The 19,501-nt window shown below is 65.2% G+C and carries 16 protein-coding genes and 1 pseudogene; 11 read left to right on the forward strand and 6 right to left on the reverse strand.

Annotated elements, in window-relative coordinates:
• Positions 1-63: 63 nt before the first annotated feature.
• Positions 64-1,860, forward strand: coding sequence for a tetratricopeptide repeat protein (locus IVA81_RS16080; protein ID WP_247319773.1), 1,797 nt, complete (start codon positions 64-66; stop codon positions 1,858-1,860).
• An 85-nt stretch (positions 1,861-1,945) separates the two neighbouring features.
• Positions 1,946-2,830: a 4-(cytidine 5'-diphospho)-2-C-methyl-D-erythritol kinase gene (locus tag IVA81_RS16085; RefSeq protein WP_247319775.1), complete on the forward strand. Its 885-nt coding sequence runs from the start codon at positions 1,946-1,948 to the stop codon at positions 2,828-2,830.
• A 123-nt stretch (positions 2,831-2,953) separates the two neighbouring features.
• Here the strand turns inward: IVA81_RS16085 and IVA81_RS16090 are convergent.
• The 5 genes and pseudogenes from IVA81_RS16090 to IVA81_RS16110 all read right to left on the reverse strand — a co-directional run bounded on the left by IVA81_RS16090 (position 2,954) and on the right by IVA81_RS16110 (position 7,803).
• Positions 2,954-3,803, reverse strand: a pseudogene (locus IVA81_RS16090) (alpha/beta hydrolase).
• Between the two features lie 7 nt (positions 3,804-3,810).
• A complete protein-coding gene (locus tag IVA81_RS16095) occupies positions 3,811-4,443 on the reverse strand; it encodes a LysE family translocator (RefSeq protein WP_247319776.1) in 633 nt (210 codons plus the stop codon).
• Between the two features lie 72 nt (positions 4,444-4,515).
• Positions 4,516-5,778, reverse strand: coding sequence for a beta-ketoacyl-ACP synthase II (gene fabF / locus IVA81_RS16100; RefSeq protein WP_247319778.1), 1,263 nt, complete (start codon positions 5,776-5,778; stop codon positions 4,516-4,518).
• A gap of 1 nt (position 5,779) precedes the next feature.
• The gene (locus IVA81_RS16105) at positions 5,780-6,295 is read right to left on the reverse strand and encodes a helix-turn-helix domain-containing protein (RefSeq protein WP_247319781.1); all 516 of its coding nucleotides are present in this window, start codon (positions 6,293-6,295) and stop codon (positions 5,780-5,782) included.
• Between the two features lie 500 nt (positions 6,296-6,795).
• Entirely contained in the window at positions 6,796-7,803 is a 1,008-nt protein-coding gene (locus IVA81_RS16110; RefSeq protein ID WP_026202916.1) for a polyprenyl synthetase family protein, read from the reverse strand.
• Positions 7,804-7,936: 133 nt separating this feature from the next.
• On the opposite strand from IVA81_RS16110, the gene IVA81_RS16115 reads away from it, so the two are divergent.
• The 6 genes from IVA81_RS16115 to glyS all read left to right on the forward strand — a co-directional run bounded on the left by IVA81_RS16115 (position 7,937) and on the right by glyS (position 13,598).
• A complete protein-coding gene (locus IVA81_RS16115) occupies positions 7,937-8,164 on the forward strand; it encodes a DUF2007 domain-containing protein (RefSeq protein ID WP_247319783.1) in 228 nt (75 codons plus the stop codon).
• The gene (locus IVA81_RS16120; protein WP_247319785.1) at positions 8,157-8,921 is read left to right on the forward strand and encodes a methyltransferase; all 765 of its coding nucleotides are present in this window, start codon (positions 8,157-8,159) and stop codon (positions 8,919-8,921) included. Before IVA81_RS16115 ends, IVA81_RS16120 begins: the two co-directional genes overlap by 8 nt.
• Before the next feature lie 214 nt (positions 8,922-9,135).
• Positions 9,136-10,044 carry a S49 family peptidase gene (locus IVA81_RS16125; RefSeq protein ID WP_247319788.1) on the forward strand — a complete coding sequence of 303 codons (909 nt, stop codon included), beginning with the start codon at positions 9,136-9,138 and terminating at the stop codon, positions 10,042-10,044.
• 105 nt (positions 10,045-10,149) lie between these two features.
• Positions 10,150-10,341, forward strand: coding sequence for a hypothetical protein (locus IVA81_RS16130; RefSeq protein WP_246929943.1), 192 nt, complete (start codon positions 10,150-10,152; stop codon positions 10,339-10,341).
• A gap of 222 nt (positions 10,342-10,563) precedes the next feature.
• A complete protein-coding gene (locus IVA81_RS16135; RefSeq protein WP_038948278.1) occupies positions 10,564-11,499 on the forward strand; it encodes a glycine--tRNA ligase subunit alpha in 936 nt (311 codons plus the stop codon).
• On the forward strand, positions 11,499-13,598 hold the full coding sequence (glyS, locus tag IVA81_RS16140) for a glycine--tRNA ligase subunit beta (protein WP_247319790.1): 2,100 nt from the start codon (positions 11,499-11,501) through the stop codon (positions 13,596-13,598). The genes IVA81_RS16135 and glyS overlap by 1 nt, the downstream gene beginning before the upstream one ends.
• Positions 13,599-13,883: 285 nt before the next feature.
• Here glyS and IVA81_RS16145 read toward each other — a convergent pair whose 3' ends face one another.
• Positions 13,884-14,237: a DUF1236 domain-containing protein gene (locus IVA81_RS16145; RefSeq protein ID WP_247319792.1), complete on the reverse strand. Its 354-nt coding sequence runs from the start codon at positions 14,235-14,237 to the stop codon at positions 13,884-13,886.
• 232 nt (positions 14,238-14,469) lie between these two features.
• Between IVA81_RS16145 and IVA81_RS16150 the strand changes: the two genes are divergently transcribed.
• From IVA81_RS16150 to IVA81_RS16160, 3 genes are all read left to right on the forward strand, one after another.
• Positions 14,470-14,625, forward strand: coding sequence for a DUF3096 domain-containing protein (locus IVA81_RS16150; RefSeq protein ID WP_008562090.1), 156 nt, complete (start codon positions 14,470-14,472; stop codon positions 14,623-14,625).
• Positions 14,626-14,721: 96 nt separating this feature from the next.
• Complete coding sequence (gene ppdK, locus IVA81_RS16155; RefSeq protein ID WP_247319794.1) at positions 14,722-17,673, forward strand: pyruvate, phosphate dikinase; 2,952 nt, start codon at positions 14,722-14,724, stop codon at positions 17,671-17,673.
• 357 nt (positions 17,674-18,030) lie between these two features.
• Positions 18,031-19,485: a cell wall hydrolase gene (locus IVA81_RS16160; protein ID WP_247319796.1), complete on the forward strand. Its 1,455-nt coding sequence runs from the start codon at positions 18,031-18,033 to the stop codon at positions 19,483-19,485.
• Positions 19,486-19,501 lie beyond the last annotated feature (16 nt).

Raw genomic sequence — 19,501 nt, forward strand, 5'->3', positions numbered from 1 at the left:
CGTTCGCATGCGATACGGCCCTCTGCTGCAAACCCAGGCACTACCAACTCAAGGCGAGCCCTGATGTTTTCAAATCGTTTCAACCGCTGGACTGTTGCCGCCATCGCCCTCATGGGCACAGCGATCGCGACCGTCCCCGGCGGGGTCCTGGCGCAGACGCCGGATCACCCGGAGAACACGGCGGCGCAGTTTCCGACCCGAAACGATCTGAAGTCGCTCACCGGAGCCGGCAGCTATCTCGCCGCCCGCCATGCCAGCGTCGAGCGCGACGCGGCCTCTGCCGCCGCGTTCTACCGCTCGGCCCTCCGCACCGATCCCAAGAACAACGAGCTGCTCGACCGCGCCTTCATCTCGTCGGTCGCCGACGGCGACATCGAGGAGGCGGTCAAGCTCGCCGAGCGCGTCCTCACCATCGACAAGACCAACCGCGTCGCGCGTCTCGTCGTCGGCGTGCATGATCTCAAGGTGAAAAAGTACGCGGCCGCGCAGACTAATATCAACCAGTCGATCCGCGGTCCGATCACCGATCTCGTCGCCACGCTGCTGTCGGGTTGGGCCGCCTACGGTGCGGGCGATGCCAAGGGCGGTGTCGCCACCATCGACAAGCTGGCAGGTCCCGAATGGTATCCGCTGTTCAAGGACCTTCACGCCGGCATGATCCTCGAGCTTTCCGGCAAGGAGAAGGACGCCGGCACCCGCTTCGAGCGCGCTTACAAGCTCGACGATTCCATGCTGCGCGTGAGCGAGGCCTATGCGCGCTGGCTGTCGCGCAACAAGGATTCCGCCGCCGCGACCACCGTCTATCAGGCCTTCGACAAGAAGCTCGCGCGTCATCCGCTGATCCAGGAAGGCCTGCGCGAGACCAAAGCCGGCAAGAAAATGCCGCCGCTCGTCGATTCCGCCCAGGCCGGCGCCGCCGAAGCGCTCTACGGCATCGGCGCCACGCTGACCCGCCGCGGCGGCGAGGATCTGGCGCTGGTCTATCTCCAGCTCTCGCTCTACCTCCAGCCGACGCATCCGCTGGCGCTGCTTTCGCTCGCCGATCTCTACGAATCGGTGAAGCGGCCGCAGATGGCGATCAAGGTGTATGAGCGTGTGCCGTCGAGTTCGCCGCTCAAGCGCAACGCGCAGATCCAGCTGGCCATTGATCTGGATTCCGCCGACCGCACCGACGAGGCGATCAAGATCCTCAAGGGTGTCACCACGGAGGATGCCAAGGACCTCGAAGCCATCATAGCGCTCGGCAACATCGAGCGCGGCCGCAAGAGGTTCGGCGACTGCGGCGCGACCTATTCGCAAGGCGTCGACGTGCTGCCGGCCGGCAACGACAAGGCCAACAGCGTCTGGTACTATTATCGTGGCATCTGCCAGGAGCGCTCCAAGCAGTGGGCCAAGGCCGAGGCCGACATGAAGAAGGCGCTCGAGCTGCAGCCCGACCAGCCGCACGTCCTCAACTATCTCGGCTATTCCTGGATCGACCAGGGCGTGAACCTCGACGAAGGCATGAAGATGATCAAGCGTGCCGTCGAGCAGCGTCCCGACGACGGCTACATCGTCGACTCCCTCGGCTGGGCCTATTACCGCATCGGCAATTACGAGGAAGCGGTGAAGAATCTCGAGCGCGCGATCGACCTCAAGCCCGAGGATCCCACCATCAACGATCACCTTGGCGACGCCTATTGGCGCGTCGGCCGCACGCTGGAAGCCAAATTCCAGTGGTCGCACGCCCGCGATCTCAAGCCCGAGCCGGAAGAGCTGCCGAAGATCGAGGCCAAGATTGCCAATGGCCTCGCCGACGACAATTCGAACTCTTCGGCCGCGCAGGCCGAGAAGAAGAAGGACGACGGCAAGGGCGGCTAGGCTGGCGCATGATCCGGAAAAGTGTGAAGCGGTTTTCCGATAAGATCATGCGCGACGAACAAGTGAAGTTGGGGGCGTGTCGCCGATGTCGGCGTTGATTGAAGAGGGGCGGGCGAAGGTCAATCTCAGCCTTCGCGTCGTGGGCCGTCGTGCCGACGGCTATCATGATCTCGAAAGCGTGGTCGCGTTTGCCGACTGCGCCGACCGGCTCACGCTGGAGCCGGGCGGCGAGCTGAAGCTCACCACCACCGGGCCGCTGGCCGAGGCCTGCGGCGATGCCGCCGACAATCTCGTGCTCAAGGCCGCCAAGCTGTTGGCCGAGGCCGTGCCGGGCCTGAAGCTGGGCGCGTTCGCGCTCGACAAGGTGCTGCCGGTTGCGGCCGGCATTGGTGGCGGCTCTGCCGATGCGGCTGCGGCGCTGCGGCTCTTGGCGCGTCTCAACAATCTGTCGCTCGATGATCCCAGGCTCCAGAAGGTCGCGCTCGCGACCGGCGCCGATGTGCCGGTGTGCCTTTTCTCCCGCGCCTGCGACATGACCGGCGTCGGCGAGCAGCTGCTGCCGCTCGCACTTCCGAGCATGCCTTGCGTGATGGTCAATCCGCGCGTGCCTGTTGCCACCAAGGACGTGTTTAGGGAATTGGGCCTGCGCAACGGCGAACTGCTGGTCGGCGCCACATCGGTCCTCGGAGCTCCGGCCTGGCCGGAGGAGGGCGGGTCGATTGCCGATTGGGTCGACGTTCTCGAAACCGTCGCCAACGATCTCGAAGCGCCTGCGCTGCGTATCGAACCTGTCATCGGCGAGGTGCTGGAAGCCTTGCGCTCTTCCGCCGGCGTCAAGCTCGCCCGCATGTCCGGCTCGGGCGCAACGTGCTTTGCGATCTATGGCGCCTCGGCCGCGGCGCACGCCGCCGCCGAAAAGATCCGCCGCGACCATCCCGGCTGGTGGGTGCATGCGGGGACGTTGAGCTAGGACTTTCCGCAACGATGGTGCCGTAGTGGGTAAAGCGAAGCGTGCCCACCAACTCATGCGCGCAATCTCGACGCACGGTGGGCACGGCGCTGTCGCGCCTTTGCCCACCCTACCGCAGCGGGGCTAGCCGGCGCCGTGCTCTGCCAGCCCGAGAAACCGCCGGATTTCGCCCAACACCTCCTGCGGCTTGTCGTGCTGCAGCCAGTGTCCGGCGCCTGAGATGGTCTCGACGCGCGCTTGCGGGAAATAACGCTCCAGGCCCGCGGCCCTGGCGCCGGCGAGAAAGCTCTCAGCGGCGTTCAACAGCAGCGTCGGGCAGGTAATGCGCGACCACAGCGCGACGTGATCGTCCGGCCAGAGCCGGTGCGGCGCCGAGGCGCGCTGATAGGGATCGAACTTCCAGCTATAGGTGCCATCCTCGTTCTGCCGGGCGCCGTGCGTGGCGAGATGCAGCGCGAGGTCGCGGGACAGACGTTTGTTGTGAAGCACCATCTGCGCCGCCGCGTCCTCAAGGGTCGCATAGCGGCGGGGTGTGCGGTCATGCAGCTTGTCGAGCTGGCCGACCCATTTGCCGATGCGCTCATGCGCCGGCGGCTTCGGCGTATCCGGCAACATGGTCACGCCGTCGAGCACGACCAGCTTCGAGACCTTTTCAGGAAATGACCCTGAAAAGATCAGGCTCACCATGCCGCCCATCGAATGGCCGATGAGAGTCACCTGAGGCGCTGCGATGGTGCGATTCGGTCAGCGCGTAGCTGCCGCCCCTGGTCCAATCGGAATCGCCGTGACCGCGCAAGTCGGGTGCGAGCACGTGAAAATGCGGCTGCAACGACCGGGCGATGACGTCCCAGCTCCGGCAATGATCGCGGCCGCCATGGACCAGGATGAGAGGCGGTGCGCTCTCATTGCCCCAATCGGCGTAATGCAGCCGCAGGCTATGAGACTCATAGGTGCGGCTTTGCGGGGCGAGCATCGTGGCGCTATCCATTCGCCGGCCGCCGCGCCAGTGCGAGCGAGAGGCCGAGGCCAGCAATGAACACGCCGGAGCCCTGGGTCAGGCGGCGCATCAGATGCGGCCTACCAACGAGCTGCGTGCGTGTCGCGGAGGCCATCAGCACCACGACGATATCGGCGAGCGTGTTCAGCGCCACCGAGATTGCGCCGAGCATGATGAATTGCAGCGTGGGGCTGGATCCCATGGGATCGAGGAATTGCGGAATGAAGGCGAGGAAGAACGCGGCGGTCTTCGGGTTCAACGCCTCCACAAGCACGCCGTCGCGGAACGCGCGCTTGTCGCCGACAGGTTCACTCTCGAGCGGCAGCGCGCGGCCGGCACTACGGAAAGTCTTGATGCCGAGCCAGACCAGATAGAGTGCGCCGACGAACTTGACGGCAGCGAATAATTCCGCGCTCGCAAGGATGATTGCGGAGATGCCGAGGCTGCCCGCCACGACATGAACCAGTCCGCCCAGCGCCGTGCCCGCGGTCGAGGCGAAACCGCTGGCCCGTCCTTCGGACAAGGTCCGTGCCGCGACGTAGAAGATGCCGGGGCCGGGAATTGCGGCAATGAGACAGGCTGCGGCCAGGAATAGCCAGAAATTCGTTTCGATCATCCTGGTTTCGTAGCGCAGCGTACCGCGATTGCAAGTCTTCTGGTTACAAGGCTTCTGGTTAAGGCCCCTCGTTTAGTCCATGCGGCGGAAGATTGCGCTGGCATTCACCCCGCCGAAGCCAAAGCCGTTGGAGATGGCATGCTGCATCGGCATCGGCCGCGCGGTGCCGGCGACAATGTCGATGCCATCAGCGCCGGCATCGGGGTTTTCGAGATTGAGCGTCGGCGGCGCGATCTGGTCGCGCAAAGCGAGCACGGTGAAGATCGCCTCGAGGCCGCCGGCGGCGCCGAGCAGATGGCCCGTGGCCGATTTGGTCGCGCTGACGGCAATGCCGAGGTTGCGGCCGAACAACGCGCCGATCGCGCCGAGCTCGCTCTCGTCGCCGGCCGGCGTTGAGGTCGCATGGGCGTTCAGGTGCTGCACATCCGCAGGCGCAAGGTTCGCCTGCCGGAGCGCGATCTCCATGGCGCGGCGGGCGCCGTCGCCATCGGGCGGACCTGATGTCATGTGGTAGGCGTCCGCCGTCGTGCCGTAGCCGACGATCTCGGCGATCGGCGTCGCGCCGCGCGCCAGCGCATGCTCGAGCTCCTCGATCACCAGGATGCCGGCGCCTTCGCCCATCACAAAACCATCGCGGTCGCGATCGAACGGGCGCGAGGCGCGCGCGGGTTCGTCGTTGAAGCCGCTCGACAGCGCGCGGGCCGCCGCAAAGCCGCCGAGGCTGACGATGTCGATACAGGCCTCTGCGCCGCCGCAGATCGCGACGTCGATCTCGCCGGCGCGGATCATGCGCGCGGCATCGCCGATGGCCTGGACACCGGCGGCACATGCGGTGACCGGTGTGCCCAGCGCGCCCTTGTAGCCATATTTGATCGAGATGTGGCCGGCGGCGAGGTTGGCCAGGAACGAAGGGATCGTGAATGGCGAGAGCCGGCGCACGCCGCGCTGCTCGGTAATGCGCACCGCCTCCGCCATCGCCGGGAATCCGCCGACGCCGGAGCCGATGATCGTTGCGGTCCGTTGCAGCGCGCGCGCGTCCTGCGGCGTCCATTTGGCCTGCGCGACCGCTTCCGCCGTGGCGAGCAGCGCGAACAGGATGAAGCGGTCCATCTTGCGCTGGTCTTTTGGCGCGACCGCCTGCGCCGGATCGAAGCCGCCCTCGGAATCATCGGCCTTCTCGGGCACGAGGCCGGCGATGCGCGCCGGCAGCGCCTGCGCCCATTCGGGCAGCGGGCGCAACCCGCTCTGGCCGGCGAGCAGCCGGCGCCAGGAGAGTTCGACGCCGCATCCAAGCGGCGACACGGTCCCCATTCCCGTCACGACGATACGACGCATGTCAGTCTCCAGCCGGCGCAACGGCCGGGTTCATGGCTTTGAGCGAAACGAGGCGCTTGCGCATCCCGCGGCTGGCGCGGGGACCAGCGATGACGACCGCATTGGCGAGCGTGATTGGCTGCATGTCGGCGGCGTCGACCACGACCGGATCGAGCGGGCGAACGTCACTTCGGTTCGCCAGCAGGATGGCTTCGCCCTTCGGCGCGAGATGCCTGTTGCCCCAGGCGAGCAGCGCCACGATCACGGGAAAGAAATCCCGCGCCTTGTCCGTCAGCACATATTCGTAGCGCGGCGGGCGTTCATGATAGCGGCGGCGGACGAACATGCCTGATGCGGTGAGGTGGGCAAGGCGCCGCGACAGGATGTTCGGCGCGATGCCGAGGCTTTGCGAGAACTCGTCGAATTTCGTCGCGCCCTGAAACGCATCCCGCAGGATCAGAATGCTCCACCATTCGCCGACCGTCTCCACGGCGCGGCCGACCGGACATTCCTGGATGGAAGGGGATTTGGGCTGCATGGGACGGAAGGTAGGAGAGTGGATTGCAAAATGCAAGTGACTGGGCGCGCAGCGATTTCGTGTCGAGAAGATGCATTCGGAGATGCGATGTGCGGCGGCCGCGTCCGGAACCGCTCTTCCCCGGACGCAGCGCAGCGCCCCCGGCGATGCGAAGCATCGCCCGGTGCGGTGCGTTGCAGAGCCGGGCCGATGTTGCTGAGGGGCGCTCGTGTTGCGTGGGTCCCGGCTCTGCGCAGCAACGTTTCACGCTGCGCGCGTCCGGGACACGAGAGGGAGTTACGTCGTCGCAGCGCACTCCGTCATTGCGAGCGCAGCTGCCTATCACCGTCCCCTTGAGGTGCGAGCGGAGCGAGCCTCGAAGGGCGAACGGCCCGGATGCATCTCGGCCGATTCATCCTTCGAGGCTCGCTGCGCGAGCGCTTCCAGCGACAATCGCTTCGCGGTTGCGCAGGGATGACGGAGCTGAGAGTGCGAATGGATGACCTATAAGGCCAAAGCGCTCAATGCGACCGCGCCAGGCAGAACGCCACGACCTGCTCCAGCGCGCTCTTCATCGGCGAGGAGGGGAACAGCGCCAGCGCGTCCACCGCCATGGCGCCATAGTGCTGGGCGCGGCTCAGCGTGTCCTCGAGCGCGCGGTGCTTGTTCATCAGGCCGATGGCGTGGTCGAGGTCGGAATCGCCGATCTCGCCGCGCTCCAGCGCGCGGATCCAGAAGGCGCGCTCGGTGTCGTTGCCGCGGCGGAACGCCAGCACGACCGGCAGGGTGATCTTGCCCTCGCGGAAATCGTCGCCCGTGTTCTTGCCGAGTTTTGCGCTCTTGCCGCCATAGTCGAGCACGTCGTCGACGAGCTGGAAGGCGATGCCGAGATTCATGCCGACCGAGCGGCAGGCGGTCTGCTCGGCCTTCGGGCGGTTCGCAATCACGGGGCCGACTTCGCAGGCGGCGGCGAACAGCTCGGCGGTCTTGCCGCGGATCACGGCGAGATATTCATCCTCGGTGGTCGCCGTGTTCTTGGCGGCGGCGAGCTGCATCACCTCGCCCTCGGCGATGGTGGCGGCGGCCGCAGAGAGGATGTCGAGCGCGCGGAGCGAGCCGACCTCGACCATCATGCGGAAAGCCTGGCCGAGCAGGAAGTCGCCGACCAGGACGCTCGCCTCGTTGCCCCAGAGCATGCGCGCCGACAGCTTGCCGCGGCGCATCTCGCTCTCGTCGACGACGTCGTCATGGAGCAGGGTGGCGGTGTGCATGAACTCGACGCTTGCTGCGAGCTTGATGTGGCCGTCGCCGGTGTAGCCGGCGAGGTTGGCCATGGCGAGCGTCAGCATCGGCCGCAACCGCTTGCCCCCGGAGGAGATCAAATGGTTGGCCACTTCCGGGATCATGGTCACGTCCGACCCGGTCCGCGACAAGATGGTGGCGTTGACGCGCTCCATATCAGGGGCGACAAGGGCAACCAGCTCTTCGATCGACGCGCCGGGAGTTTCGAAAGGTACGATGACGGCCACGCCGGTCTCCAATATTTGCCCCGGAAGGGCTATTCTGACGGAAAGACAATAGAAACTGGCAGCGGATGCGGCAAGTGCCGCGGAACCATTGACATTTGCCGCTTTAGCCTCTTTCAGGCAGGAGACCTGCGTTTTGCGTGAACTGGTTCGAACCAACGATATGGTGCTGGTGTCGGCGATCGGCGCGCTGCTCGATGGCGCCAACATCCATCATCTGGTGCTGGATCAGAACATGAGCATCATCGAGGGCTCGCTCGGCATCTTGCCGCGGCGGATCCTGGTTCATGAGGACGACGCCCAGGAGGCCAGGGACCTCCTTACCGAGGCCGGACTCAGCCACGAACTGCGCGGCGATGAGTGAGGCCGCAAATATTACCGAGGACGCCTTTCTCGGGGGGCAGTTGCGGCTGAGGCAGAAGCGGTCCGGCCATCGCGCCGGGCATGATGCCATCCTGCTTGCGGCGGCGACCGAGGCCCGGGCAGGGGATCGCGTGGTTGATTTCGGCGCCGGTATCGGCACGGCCGGACTGGCACTGGCCCGGCGCATTCCCGGTGTCAGGCTCAGCCTGGTCGAGATCGATCCCGAGTTGGCCGAGCTCGCGCGCCACAACGCGGCGGCGAATGCGATTGCCGCCGAAACCATCGTGCTCGACGTCACAGCCGACGCGCAGGCCTTTGCGGCAAACGGGCTGTCGTCCGACAGCGTCGACGTAGTGCTGATGAATCCGCCATTCAACGATCCGGCCCGGCATCGCGGCTCGCCGGATCAGGCGCGTCACACCGCGCATGTGGCGACGGAGGAGACCCTACATGCGTGGGTGCATGCAGCGCGGCGCATCCTCCGATCGAATGGTGTGCTGACATTGATCTGGCGTGCAGATGGCATCGCCGATGTGCTGGCGGCGCTGTCGCGCGGCTTCGGCAGCCTCGCGATCCTGCCCGTTCACGGCGAGGCGGGCCGGCCCGCGATCCGCGTGCTGGTGCGTGCGGTCAAAGGCGGCCGGGGCCCGACGCGATTGCTGCCGGGCCTCATGCTCAACAACGAGTCACGCGTGCCTAAAAACGAGACGAACGAGATTTTGGAGGGGAGAGCGGCATTGCCGCTGGTGGAACGGTGACGGCTTACTGCGGAAGCGATTCCGACTGCTGCTCTTGCGGAGACGTCAGGCGGATCGCCATGAACAGCGCACCGATCAGCAGCATCAGCAGGTAGATTTTCATGGCGTTCTCCGCTGCCTCATTGCAGCCTCCCAACGGGAAATCTGCAAAACACGTTCCAGGCACTTCCAATGACAGTCGCGTGATAAGAAATGGTTAAACAGAGGTAACGGCATGGCCGAACATTTGAACGATCGTGAGAGTTCCGGCCTGGCCGACAAGCTCATGCAATATCTTCCGGCGCGGTTCCGCCCGGGCACGGCAGTGGTGCCGGTGGTGCGGCTCTCAGGCGTGATCGGTGCGGTGACGCCGCTGCGTCCGGGCATGACGCTGGCGGGCGTCGCGCGCGTGCTGGAGCGGGCGTTTTCGTATCGGAACGCCAAGGCGGTAGCGCTGGTGATCAACTCGCCCGGCGGCTCGCCGGTGCAGTCGCGCCAGATCTATCTGCGCATCAAGCAGCTCGCGGCGGAGAAGAAGCTGCCGGTGCTGGTGTTCGTCGAGGACGTCGCGGCCTCCGGCGGCTACATGATCGCCTGCGCGGGCGACGAGATCATCTGCGATCCGTCCTCGATCCTCGGCTCGATCGGCGTGGTCGGCGGCAGCTTCGGCTTCCAGGAGGCGATCAGGCGGCTCGGCATCGAGCGGCGCCTGTACACCGCAGGGGCGCACAAGGCGATGCTCGATCCGTTCCTCCCTGAGAATCCCGACGACGTCGCCAAGCTGAAGGCGCTCCAGCGCGAGATCCACCAGATCTTCATTTCGCTGGTAAGGGACAGTCGCGGCGCGCGGCTGAGGGGCGACAACGATACCCTGTTCACCGGCGAATACTGGGCCGGCGAGAGTTCGGTCGCGCTGGGGCTGGCCGACAGCATCGGCGATCTCCGCTCAACTCTTCGTGCCCGCTACGGCGAGAAGGTTCTCACCCCCGTGATTGCTCAGCCGACCGGTTTGCTCTCAGGTCTCCTGGGCCGGAAATCGCCCGGCGCGGGCCAGCTTTTGGGCCTGGAATCCGTGGCCGGCTTGCCGGACGAGCTGATCTCGGCGGTCGAGACGCGGGCAATCTGGGCGAAATTCGGGTTCTAGGCGCCGCCCTCCCGCGCCATTTGGTCCCTCGGCCTGCCGATTGCGGCGCAAGCCCATCTGCGCAAGAATGCACGCGGGGGCTGAGCACTCAACAAGGATCGACCGATGCCGCCGTTCGTCGCTTTTGCGGGCGTCCTGGGTGGGCTTGCCGTGGTCCGCTGGGCCTACAAGACCGCTGTCCGGATCAATCAGGAGCTGGAGGAGATGCGCCTGTCGCGCGTCGCCGAAGCAGCCCATGTGGGGAACATCCAGACGCTGAAACGTGATCCCGTGACCGGAGCCTACCGGCCGGGTTAGATAGCGCCACACGGAAGGTGCCGTAGGGTGGGCAAAGCGGAGCGCGCCCACCACCAGCATCGCAATCACGGAAAGAAAGATGGTGGGCACGGCGCAAGTGCGCCTTTGCCCACCCTACGGCAGTCGTTAAGCCCGATTCCGCCCCCTTTGCCTTGATTCCCACCCCCGCCGTCGATACGGTCCCGCGCGATTCAAAACCCCCCGCGAGAGCCTGATCTGACGATGGACGCCTCATTGCCCGCCCATATGCGCCCGGAACGGTCGTTCCAGGGCTTCATCCTCGCGCTCCAGCGGTTCTGGGCCGAGCAGGGCTGCGTGATTCTGCAGCCCTACGACATGGAGATGGGCGCGGGCACCTTCCATCCGGCGACCACGCTGCGCGCGCTCGGGCCGAAGCCCTGGAACGCCGCCTATGTGCAGCCCTCGCGCCGGCCCAAGGACGGCCGCTACGGCGAGAACCCGAACCGGATGCAGCACTACTACCAGTTCCAGGTGATCATGAAGCCGTCGCCGCCGAACCTTCAGGAGCTGTACCTGAAGTCGCTCGCCGCGATCGGCATCGATTCCGCCGTGCACGACATCCGCTTCGTCGAGGACGATTGGGAGAGCCCGACGCTGGGCGCCTGGGGCCTCGGCTGGGAGTGCTGGTGCGACGGCATGGAGGTCAGCCAGTTCACCTATTTCCAGCAGGTGGCCGGCTTCGAATGCGCGCCGGTCGCGGGCGAGCTCACCTACGGGCTCGAGCGCCTCGCGATGTATGTGCAGGGCGTCGACCGCGTCTACGACCTCAATTTCAACGGCCGCGACGGCGACGCCAAGGTGACCTATGGCGACGTCTTCCTGCAGGCCGAGCGCGAATATTCGAAGCACAATTTCGAAGTCGCCGACACCGCGATGCTGTTCGAGCAATTCAAGATGGCGGAAGCCGCCTGCAGGAAATATCTCGACGCGGGCTGGAAGGACGATAAGCGCGAAGCGCATCTGATGGCGCTGCCCGCCTATGACCAGTGCATCAAGGCGAGCCATGTCTTCAACCTCTTGGACGCGCGCGGCGTGATCTCGGTGACGGAGCGGCAGAGCTACATTTTGCGCGTACGCGAATTGGCAAAAGCCTGCGGCGAGGCCTGGATCCACACTGAAGCGGGCGGAGCGGCCTGATGCCCGATCTTTTGCTTGAACTGTTCTCGGAAGAAATCCCTGCGCGCATGCAAGGGAAGGCGGCCGACGATCTGCGCCGTATGGTCACCGACAAGCTCGTTGCCGAGGGCCTCGTCTACGAAGGCGCGAAGGCGTTCGCGACGCCGCGCCGGCTTGCGCTCACCGTGCACGGCATCCCCGCGCGCCAGCCCGACCTCAAGACCGAACGCCGCGGCCCGAAAATCGGCGCGCCCGATGCGGCCGTGCAGGGCTTTTTGAAAGCGACCGGTCTGAAATCGCTGGATGAAGCCAAGATCCAGCGCGACCCCAAGGGTGATTTCTACATCGGACTGATCGAAAAGCCCGGCCGCGATGCGATCGAGGTGCTCGCGGAAATCCTGCCCGTGATTATCCGCACTTTCCCCTGGCCGAAATCGATGCGCTGGGGCGCGCGCTCGGGCAAGCCCGGCTCGCTCAACTGGGTGCGTCCGCTGCATGCGATCACCGCGACCTTCGGACTCGAGACGGAAGAACCCGATGTCGTGAAGTTCGAGGTCGACGGCATCGAGGCCGGCCAGACCACTTACGGCCATCGTTTCATGGCGCCCGCCGCAATCTCCGTGCGCCGCTTCGAGGACTATGAAGCGAAGCTGAAGGCTGCAAAGGTCATCCTCGATCCGCAGGCGCGCAAGGACATCATCTTTGCCGACGCCAAGGAGCTGACCTTCGCGCAGGGTTTTGAGCTGGTCGAGGATCAGGTGCTGCTGGACGAGGTCTCGGGCCTCGTCGAATGGCCCGTTGTCATGATGGGCTCGTTCGAGGCGGAATATCTCGCGATCCCGGACGAGGTGATCCGTGCGACGATTCGCAACAACCAGAAGTGCTTTGTGGTCAAGGATGCCAAGACGGGCAAGCTGACCAACAAGTTCGTTCTCACCGCCAACATCGAGGCGACCGATGGCGGCAAGGTCATCGTATCAGGCAACGAACGCGTGATCCGTCCGCGCTTGTCGGATGCGAAATTCTTCTACGAGACGGATCTGAAGACGAAGCTCGAAGATCGCCTGCCGAAGTTCGAGCAGATCGTGTTCCACGAGAAGCTCGGGACGCAGGCCGCGCGCATCAAGCGCATCGAGCGCCTCGCTGCCGAGATCGCGCCGCTGGTCGGCGCCGATGTCACGAAGGCGACGCGCGCGGCACATCTTGCCAAGGCGGATCTGCTGACCGAGGTCGTCGGCGAATTCCCCGAGGTGCAGGGGTTGATGGGCAAGTACTACGCGCTGGCTCAGGGCGAGGATGCCTCCGTCGCGGCGGCCTGTGAGGAGCACTACAAGCCGCAAGGCCCCGCCGATCGCGTGCCGACCGATCCGGTCAGCATCGCCATCGCACTTGCAGACAAGATCGATACGCTCGTCGGCTTCTGGGCCATCGACGAGAAGCCGACGGGGAGCAAGGACCCCTACGCGCTGCGTCGTGCGGCGCTGGGTGTGATCAGGCTGATCGCCGAGAACGCGTTGCGTCTGTCGCTCATGAAGGTGGCGGTGTCCGCGCTCACCGGCTTGTCGGTGAAGCCGGCTGATGCGCAGAAGCTTCCGAGCGACCTGCTCGCCTTCTTCGCCGACCGCCTGAAAGTCCAGCTCCGCGATCAAGGCGCACGTCACGATCTCGTCGATGCCGTGTTCTCGCTTGGCGGCCAGGATGATCTCCTGATGATCGTCCGTCGCGTCGAAGCGCTCGGCAAATTCCTCGAAACCGACGACGGCAAGAACCTGCTCGCCGGCACCAAGCGCGCCAGCAATATCCTTGCGATCGAGGAGAAAAAGGACAAGCGCAATTTCGACGGCGCGCCGGATGCTGCGCTTTACAGCCTCGCTGAGGAGAAGGTGCTGGCGAAGGCGATCGGCGAGGTGAAAACGGAAGCAAGCGCTGCCGTCGCCAAGGAAGATTTTGCCGCCGCGATGAGCGCGATGGCAAAATTGCGGCCGCCTGTCGATGCGTTCTTCGACAAGGTCCGCGTCAACGACGACGATGCGAAGGTGCGCGAGAACCGCCTGAAGCTGCTGAACGAAATCCGCAGCGCTACGCGGGCGGTAGCGGATTTCTCGAAGATCCAGGATTGAGGCGCGGTATTGCGGCTCTCGTGCCCCGGACGCAGCGCAGCGCCTCTTGGCGGTGCGCTGCAGAGCCGGGGCCCATGCTTGCGGCGTGCTCACAGCTTCTGGGTCCCGGGTCGCGCTTCGCTTGCCCGGGACACGAGAGTGCAAATACAAGTCGCGCAAAAAAGTGCCCCGCCCGGCGGGGGGAAGACCGGGCGGGGCCTGATGTCCGATTTACACTGCTCGCGCCAGCCTGATTGAAGTGACGCGCCGGACATCGAGTCGATCAGTGCTCGTTGTCGATCAGTGCTAGTTCAGCACCTCGACGATGCGGCGCGAGCGCGGCTCGACCAGCACGGTCTCGCCGTTCACGACGGTGTAGCGATAGGTGGTGGCGCCGAAGCGTTGCGGCACGTCATAATAAGTGACGCCGCTTTCGGGTAAGGTGGCGCCGACCACCACGCGATCCGGAATCCGGAAGGGCGGCACACGTTGTTCGACGACATAGTCGCGGAAGGCCGGCCGCTGGTCGGTCGCAATGGTCGGCTCGCTGTCGACCACGGCGGGCGCGCGTCCGACGGTGACACCGCTTTGCGCCTGCGCCGCAAGGGGCGAGCCGATCGCGGCCGCGAGCGCTGCAACAGCAAGAATCCTGTTCCGCATGGACAACTCCTTCGACGTGATTTTATTTTCGGACGCGCCAGTGGCGCAGCCGATTGGCCAATGCATGCACCCTTCGCAATGTTCCGGGAAAAGGCCCGCCGCATTCGCGGCAATTTCAGGCAGTTTTCGTGGGTGCCGGAACTCGCACTGCCTGTTGCGCGTCTCTACTCGCGGAACCGGGAGGGCTATGATCCGCCCGCGATTCGCCTTACCCTCCACAGAAAGATAGTTCATGCACATCACCGTCGCCCACATTTCGCCGATCCTGTCGTTGATTGCGGGCGTGCTCATCCTGATCATGCCGCGGCTCCTCAACTTGATCGTCGCGATCTTCCTCATCGTGAACGGCGCGATCGGGCTCGGGCTCCTGAAGTGGCTCCGCTTCTAGGCGTTCATTTTCCGGAACTGTCCGACTTGCGCGGGCCCGCCCAAAATGGTGTAAGGCCCGCGAATTCCCATTCCTCTCGCAGGTTGTGTGCAAGCTATGGCCAAAGCCGCCTCGAAGCCCAAGAAAATCCCGGCGAAAATCCCAGCGAAATCAAAGTCCTCCGCCGCCGCTAAGGCCGCGCCGCCGGCCCGCAAGGCGCTGGCCAAGAGCGCGCCGAAGCCGGTCGCCAAGCCCGCTGCAAAGCCTGCTGCCAAGCCCGCTGCAAAGCCGGCGGCAAAGGCTATGACCAAGGCGGCTCCGCCGAAGAGCGCTGCGAAGCCCGCGCCGAAGAAGGCTGCGCCCGCCAAGATGGCGCCAGCAGCCATCAAGGCCGGCAAATGGGTGTACACGTTCGGTGACGGCAAGGCCGAGGGCCGGACGGAGATGCGCGACCTGCTCGGCGGCAAGGGCGCCAACCTCGCCGAGATGGCCAATCTCGGCCTTCCCGTGCCTCCCGGCTTCACCATCCCGACCTCGGTTTGCACCTACTTCTACGCCCACGGCAAATCCTATCCGAAGGAGTTGCAGGCGCAGGTTGAGAAGGCGCTCGACCATGTCGGCAAGTTGACCGGCAAGGTGTTCGGCGACACCAGGAACCCGCTGCTCGTCTCGGTGCGCTCCGGCGCGCGTGCCTCGATGCCGGGCATGATGGACACGGTGCTGAACCTCGGCCTCAACGACCAGACCGTGGAAGCGCTGTCGGAATTGTCGGGCGATCGCCGCTTCGCCTATGACAGCTATCGTCGCTTCATCACCATGTATTCGGACGTGGTGCTCGGCTTCGAGCATCATCACTTCGAGGAAATCCTCGACACCTTCAAGGACGGCCAGGGCTACACGCTGGACACCGACCTCACCGCCGACGACTGGGTCGAGCTGGTCGGCAAGTACAAGGACGCGGTCGCGCGCGAGACCGGCAAGGAATTCCCGCAGGATCCGCACGACCAGCTTTGGGGCGCGATCGGTGCCGTGTTCTCATCTTGGATGAACGCGCGCGCGGTGACCTACCGCAAGCTGCACGATATTCCGGAGTCCTGGGGCACCGCAGTCAACGTGCAGGCCATGGTGTTCGGCAACATGGGCGAGACCTCGGCGACCGGCGTTGCCTTCACCCGCAACCCCTCGACCGGCGAGAGCAAGCTGTACGGCGAGTTCCTGATCAACGCGCAAGGCGAGGACGTGGTGGCGGGCATCCGCACGCCGCAGGACATCACCGAGGAAGCGCGGAAAGAGTCGGGCTCAGACAAGGCGTCGATGGAAGCGGCGATGCCGGAGGCCTTCAAGGAGCTGACGCGGATCTACACGCTGCTCGAGAAGCACTACCGCGACATGCAGGACATGGAGTTCACGGTCGAGCAGGGCAAGCTGTGGATGCTCCAGACCCGCGGCGGCAAGCGTACCGCGAAAGCGGCGCTGCGCATCGCGGTCGAGCTCGCCAATGAAGGCCTGATCACCAAGAAGGAAGCGGTCACCCGCATCGATCCGGCCTCGCTCGATCAGCTGCTGCATCCGACCATCGATCCCAACGCCAAGCGCGACGTGATCGCGACCGGCCTGCCGGCTTCGCCGGGTGCGGCCTCCGGCGAGATCGTGTTCTCCTCGGATGAAGCGGCCAAGCTTCAGGCCGACGGACGCAAGGTCATCCTGGTCCGCATCGAGACCAGCCCGGAAGACATCCACGGCATGCACGCCGCCGAAGGTATTTTGACCACGCGCGGCGGCATGACCTCGCACGCGGCGGTGGTCGCGCGCGGCATGGGCAAGCCCTGCGTCTCCGGCTGCGGCACCATCCGCGTCGATTACGGCCGCGGCACCATGAGCATCGGCTCGCGCACCTTCAAGACCGGCGACGTCATCACCATCGACGGCTCGCTCGGCCAGGTGCTGGCCGGCCGCATGCCGATGATCGAGCCGGAGCTCTCCGGCGAGTTCGGCACGCTGATGGCCTGGGCCGACCAGGTCCGCAAGATCGGCGTCCGCGTCAATGGCGACACGCCTGATGATGCGCGCACCGCGATCAAGTTCGGCGCCGAAGGCATCGGCCTGTGCCGCACCGAGCACATGTTCTTCGAGGAGACCCGCATCCGCACCGTGCGCGAGATGATTCTCTCCGAGGACGAGCAGTCGCGCCGCGCCGCGCTCGCAAAACTGCTGCCGATGCAGCGCGCCGACTTCGTCGAGCTGTTCGAGATCATGAAGGGCCTGCCCGTCACGATCCGCTTGCTCGATCCGCCGCTGCACGAATTCCTGCCGCACACCCATGCCGAGGTCGAGGAAGTGGCACGTGCCATGAACACCGACCCGCGGCGCCTCGCCGACCGCGCCCGTGAGCTCTCGGAGTTCAATCCGATGCTCGGCTTCCGCGGCTGCCGTATCGCGATCGCGTACCCGGAGATCGCCGAGATGCAGGCCCGCGCGATCTTCGAGGCCGCGGTTGAGGCCGAGAAGCGTACCGGCAAGGCCGTCGGTCTCGAGGTGATGGTGCCGTTGATTGCCACCAAGATGGAGCTCGATCTCGTCAAGGCGCGGATCGATGCCACCGCGCAGGCGGTGATGCGCGACACCAACACCAAGCTGGCCTATCAGGTCGGCACCATGATCGAGCTGCCACGCGCCTGCCTGCTCGCGGCCGAGATCGCCCAGTCGGCCGAGTTCTTCTCGTTCGGCACCAACGACCTCACGCAGACGACCTACGGCATCAGCCGCGACGACGCGGCGAGCTTCCTCGGTCCCTACGTGACGAAGGGCATCCTCTCGGTCGATCCCTTTGTGGCGCTCGACCAGGAGGGCGTCGGCGAGCTCGTCAAGCTCGGCGTCGCGCGCGGCCGCAAGACCCGCCCGAAGCTCAAGGTCGGCATCTGCGGCGAGCACGGCGGCGATCCCGCCTCCGTCGCCTTCTGCCACAATATCGGCCTCGACTACGTGTCGTGCTCGCCCTACCGCGTGCCGATCGCCCGGCTCGCCGCCGCGCAAGCCGCGCTCGGCAAGGCGATCGCAAGCCAGGCGTAAGAAGAACTAAAATGCTGGAATGAAAGAGGCGGGGCGAGAGCTCCGCCTCTTTTCGTTTGAAGCAACGCTCTCTCTACCCGTCATTGCGAGCGCAGCACCACGCGTCCCGTAATGATACGCGTCAGCAAGAGTTCCTTCACCATTCGCGTTGACCGGTTGTTTACCGCTTCGCGTGAGGACGTGTTTACCACCGTGCGCGATCACCCCGTGAAAACACCTGTGTTCGCTTGAGTGTGCTGGACGCGCAACGCCGATTAACGCCCCGGCAACCTAAATTAGATACTTACGATAAAGATCGAATTGCACGGATGTACTGCGGCTCGATTTTTCTGGCGTAAGCGTAGCGTGAGCGTAACGATGTCAGTGTTGCGTAACCATCCGAAGGGCGCGCGGTTCGCGTCCTTCGGCATCGGTCTCTGCATCTTCGCATTGATGCCGAGAGAGACTGGCTATCAGGACATTGCCTCTTTGCTGGCGCGGCAACCCGGCGTCGCCGAGCGTTGGCAGAAGCAGGTGTTCTCCGCGGCGTCCTCGATACAGCTCGCCACCTACAGTTTCTCGCGCCCCATCGGCACCTCCGTTCCGCAGAGCACGATGGTTCGTCTGGCGAGCCTCGATGGCCGCGACGTCACTGGCGCGATCAGCCGCAATCCGGCGCTGCAGACTGCGCCGCGCTACCAGGCTTCCGACTTTCCCAAGGTCGATCGCTCCATGAAGGGTGATCGCCTCGCAACCGTCACACCGACCGAGGCTCCCGAGACGGCCGCGCCAGCTGCGGCACCGGCGCAGGAAGATCCCGCGACGTCGAACAGCTCGGTGTTCGGCACCAAGACCGCCGCGTTGCCACAGGCGATGTCGCCGGAGTCCGCGGCCGCGCTCGACCCCGAGCTCCAGGAAGCGCTGCGCGCGCCGCCGCTGCCGCAATATGCCAATCCGCCGCAAGCCAGCGACGCTGCGCGCGCGTTCGCGGTCCAGCCCCTCGAAGTGCTGAAGCAAGCGACTGTTCCGGCTGCGCCGGCGCGCGATCCTTTCCGCGTGAAGACCTCGAACCTGTTCTTCGGCAGCTCCTCGCTCGGCGGCAATCTCGAGAGCATCGAGAGCTGGCAGCCCGGCGCCGAGCCGCTGATCGTGATGCCCGACCCCGACATGAAGGTGACGGCCTCGCTGTCGCCGCCCACAGTGGACATTGCCAAGGATATCGAGAGCGGCGAGAGCGTCGCGCCGAAGGGCGAGGTCAACGCCGACAACCAGCGCACCAGATCACCGGCGGAACGGCTCGCGCTCGACGACAAGTCGCGCGCGAAGTCCGAGAAGTGCCTCGCGGAAGCGGTCTATTTCGAGTCCCGCGGCGAGGCCGTCCGCGGCCAGATGGCGGTGGCGCAAGTCGTGATGAACCGCGTGTTCTCCGGCAAATATCCGGATACCGTGTGCGGAGCGGTCTACCAGAACAAGCACCGTCATCTCGCCTGCCAGTTCACCTTTGCCTGCGACAACAATGCCGACGTGATCCGCGAGCCCGAGATGTGGGAGCGCGCCAAGAAGATCGCGAAGGCCACGCTTGACGGCCAGATCTGGCTGCCCGAGGTCGGCAAGTCCACGCATTATCACGCCTATTGGGTGCGTCCGTCCTGGGTCGCCGAGATGAAGAAGATGTACAAGACCGGCGTGCACACCTTCTACCGCCCGCGCGCCTGGGGCGACGGCAGCGAGGTGCCGAGCTGGGGCACGCCCGCGCAGACCGCAGCGCTCTCCGCCGAGCTCGCGCAGGAAGCCAAGAGCTCCGCGGAGATGGGCGTGAACGAGCGAAGGTAGAAAGTCGTCATGCCCG

Origin of the sequence: Bradyrhizobium sp. 141 (genome assembly GCF_023074055.1) — a bacterium.
Classification (GTDB): domain Bacteria; phylum Pseudomonadota; class Alphaproteobacteria; order Rhizobiales; family Xanthobacteraceae; genus Bradyrhizobium.

Bases quoted from the DNA above. Each gene is read 5' to 3' on its own strand.
- IVA81_RS16095 (WP_247319776.1), bottom strand. From the start codon at position 4,443: ATGATCGAAACGAATTTCTGGCTATTCCTGGCCGCAGCCTGTCTCATT.
- IVA81_RS16105 (WP_247319781.1), bottom strand. From the start codon at position 6,295: ATGCAGCCCAAATCCCCTTCCATCCAGGAATGTCCGGTCGGCCGCGCC.
- IVA81_RS16145 (WP_247319792.1), bottom strand. From the start codon at position 14,237: ATGCGGAACAGGATTCTTGCTGTTGCAGCGCTCGCGGCCGCGATCGGC.
- glyS (WP_247319790.1), top strand. From the start codon at position 11,499: ATGCCCGATCTTTTGCTTGAACTGTTCTCGGAAGAAATCCCTGCGCGC.
- IVA81_RS16085 (WP_247319775.1), top strand. From the start codon at position 1,946: ATGTCGGCGTTGATTGAAGAGGGGCGGGCGAAGGTCAATCTCAGCCTT.
- IVA81_RS16130 (WP_246929943.1), top strand. From the start codon at position 10,150: ATGCCGCCGTTCGTCGCTTTTGCGGGCGTCCTGGGTGGGCTTGCCGTG.
- IVA81_RS16125 (WP_247319788.1), top strand. From the start codon at position 9,136: ATGGCCGAACATTTGAACGATCGTGAGAGTTCCGGCCTGGCCGACAAG.
- IVA81_RS16120 (WP_247319785.1), top strand. From the start codon at position 8,157: ATGAGTGAGGCCGCAAATATTACCGAGGACGCCTTTCTCGGGGGGCAG.
- IVA81_RS16080 (WP_247319773.1), top strand. From the start codon at position 64: ATGTTTTCAAATCGTTTCAACCGCTGGACTGTTGCCGCCATCGCCCTC.
- fabF (WP_247319778.1), bottom strand. From the start codon at position 5,778: ATGCGTCGTATCGTCGTGACGGGAATGGGGACCGTGTCGCCGCTTGGA.
- IVA81_RS16150 (WP_008562090.1), top strand. From the start codon at position 14,470: ATGCACATCACCGTCGCCCACATTTCGCCGATCCTGTCGTTGATTGCG.
- ppdK (WP_247319794.1), top strand. From the start codon at position 14,722: ATGGCCAAAGCCGCCTCGAAGCCCAAGAAAATCCCGGCGAAAATCCCA.
- IVA81_RS16160 (WP_247319796.1), top strand. From the start codon at position 18,031: ATGTCAGTGTTGCGTAACCATCCGAAGGGCGCGCGGTTCGCGTCCTTC.
- IVA81_RS16135 (WP_038948278.1), top strand. From the start codon at position 10,564: ATGGACGCCTCATTGCCCGCCCATATGCGCCCGGAACGGTCGTTCCAG.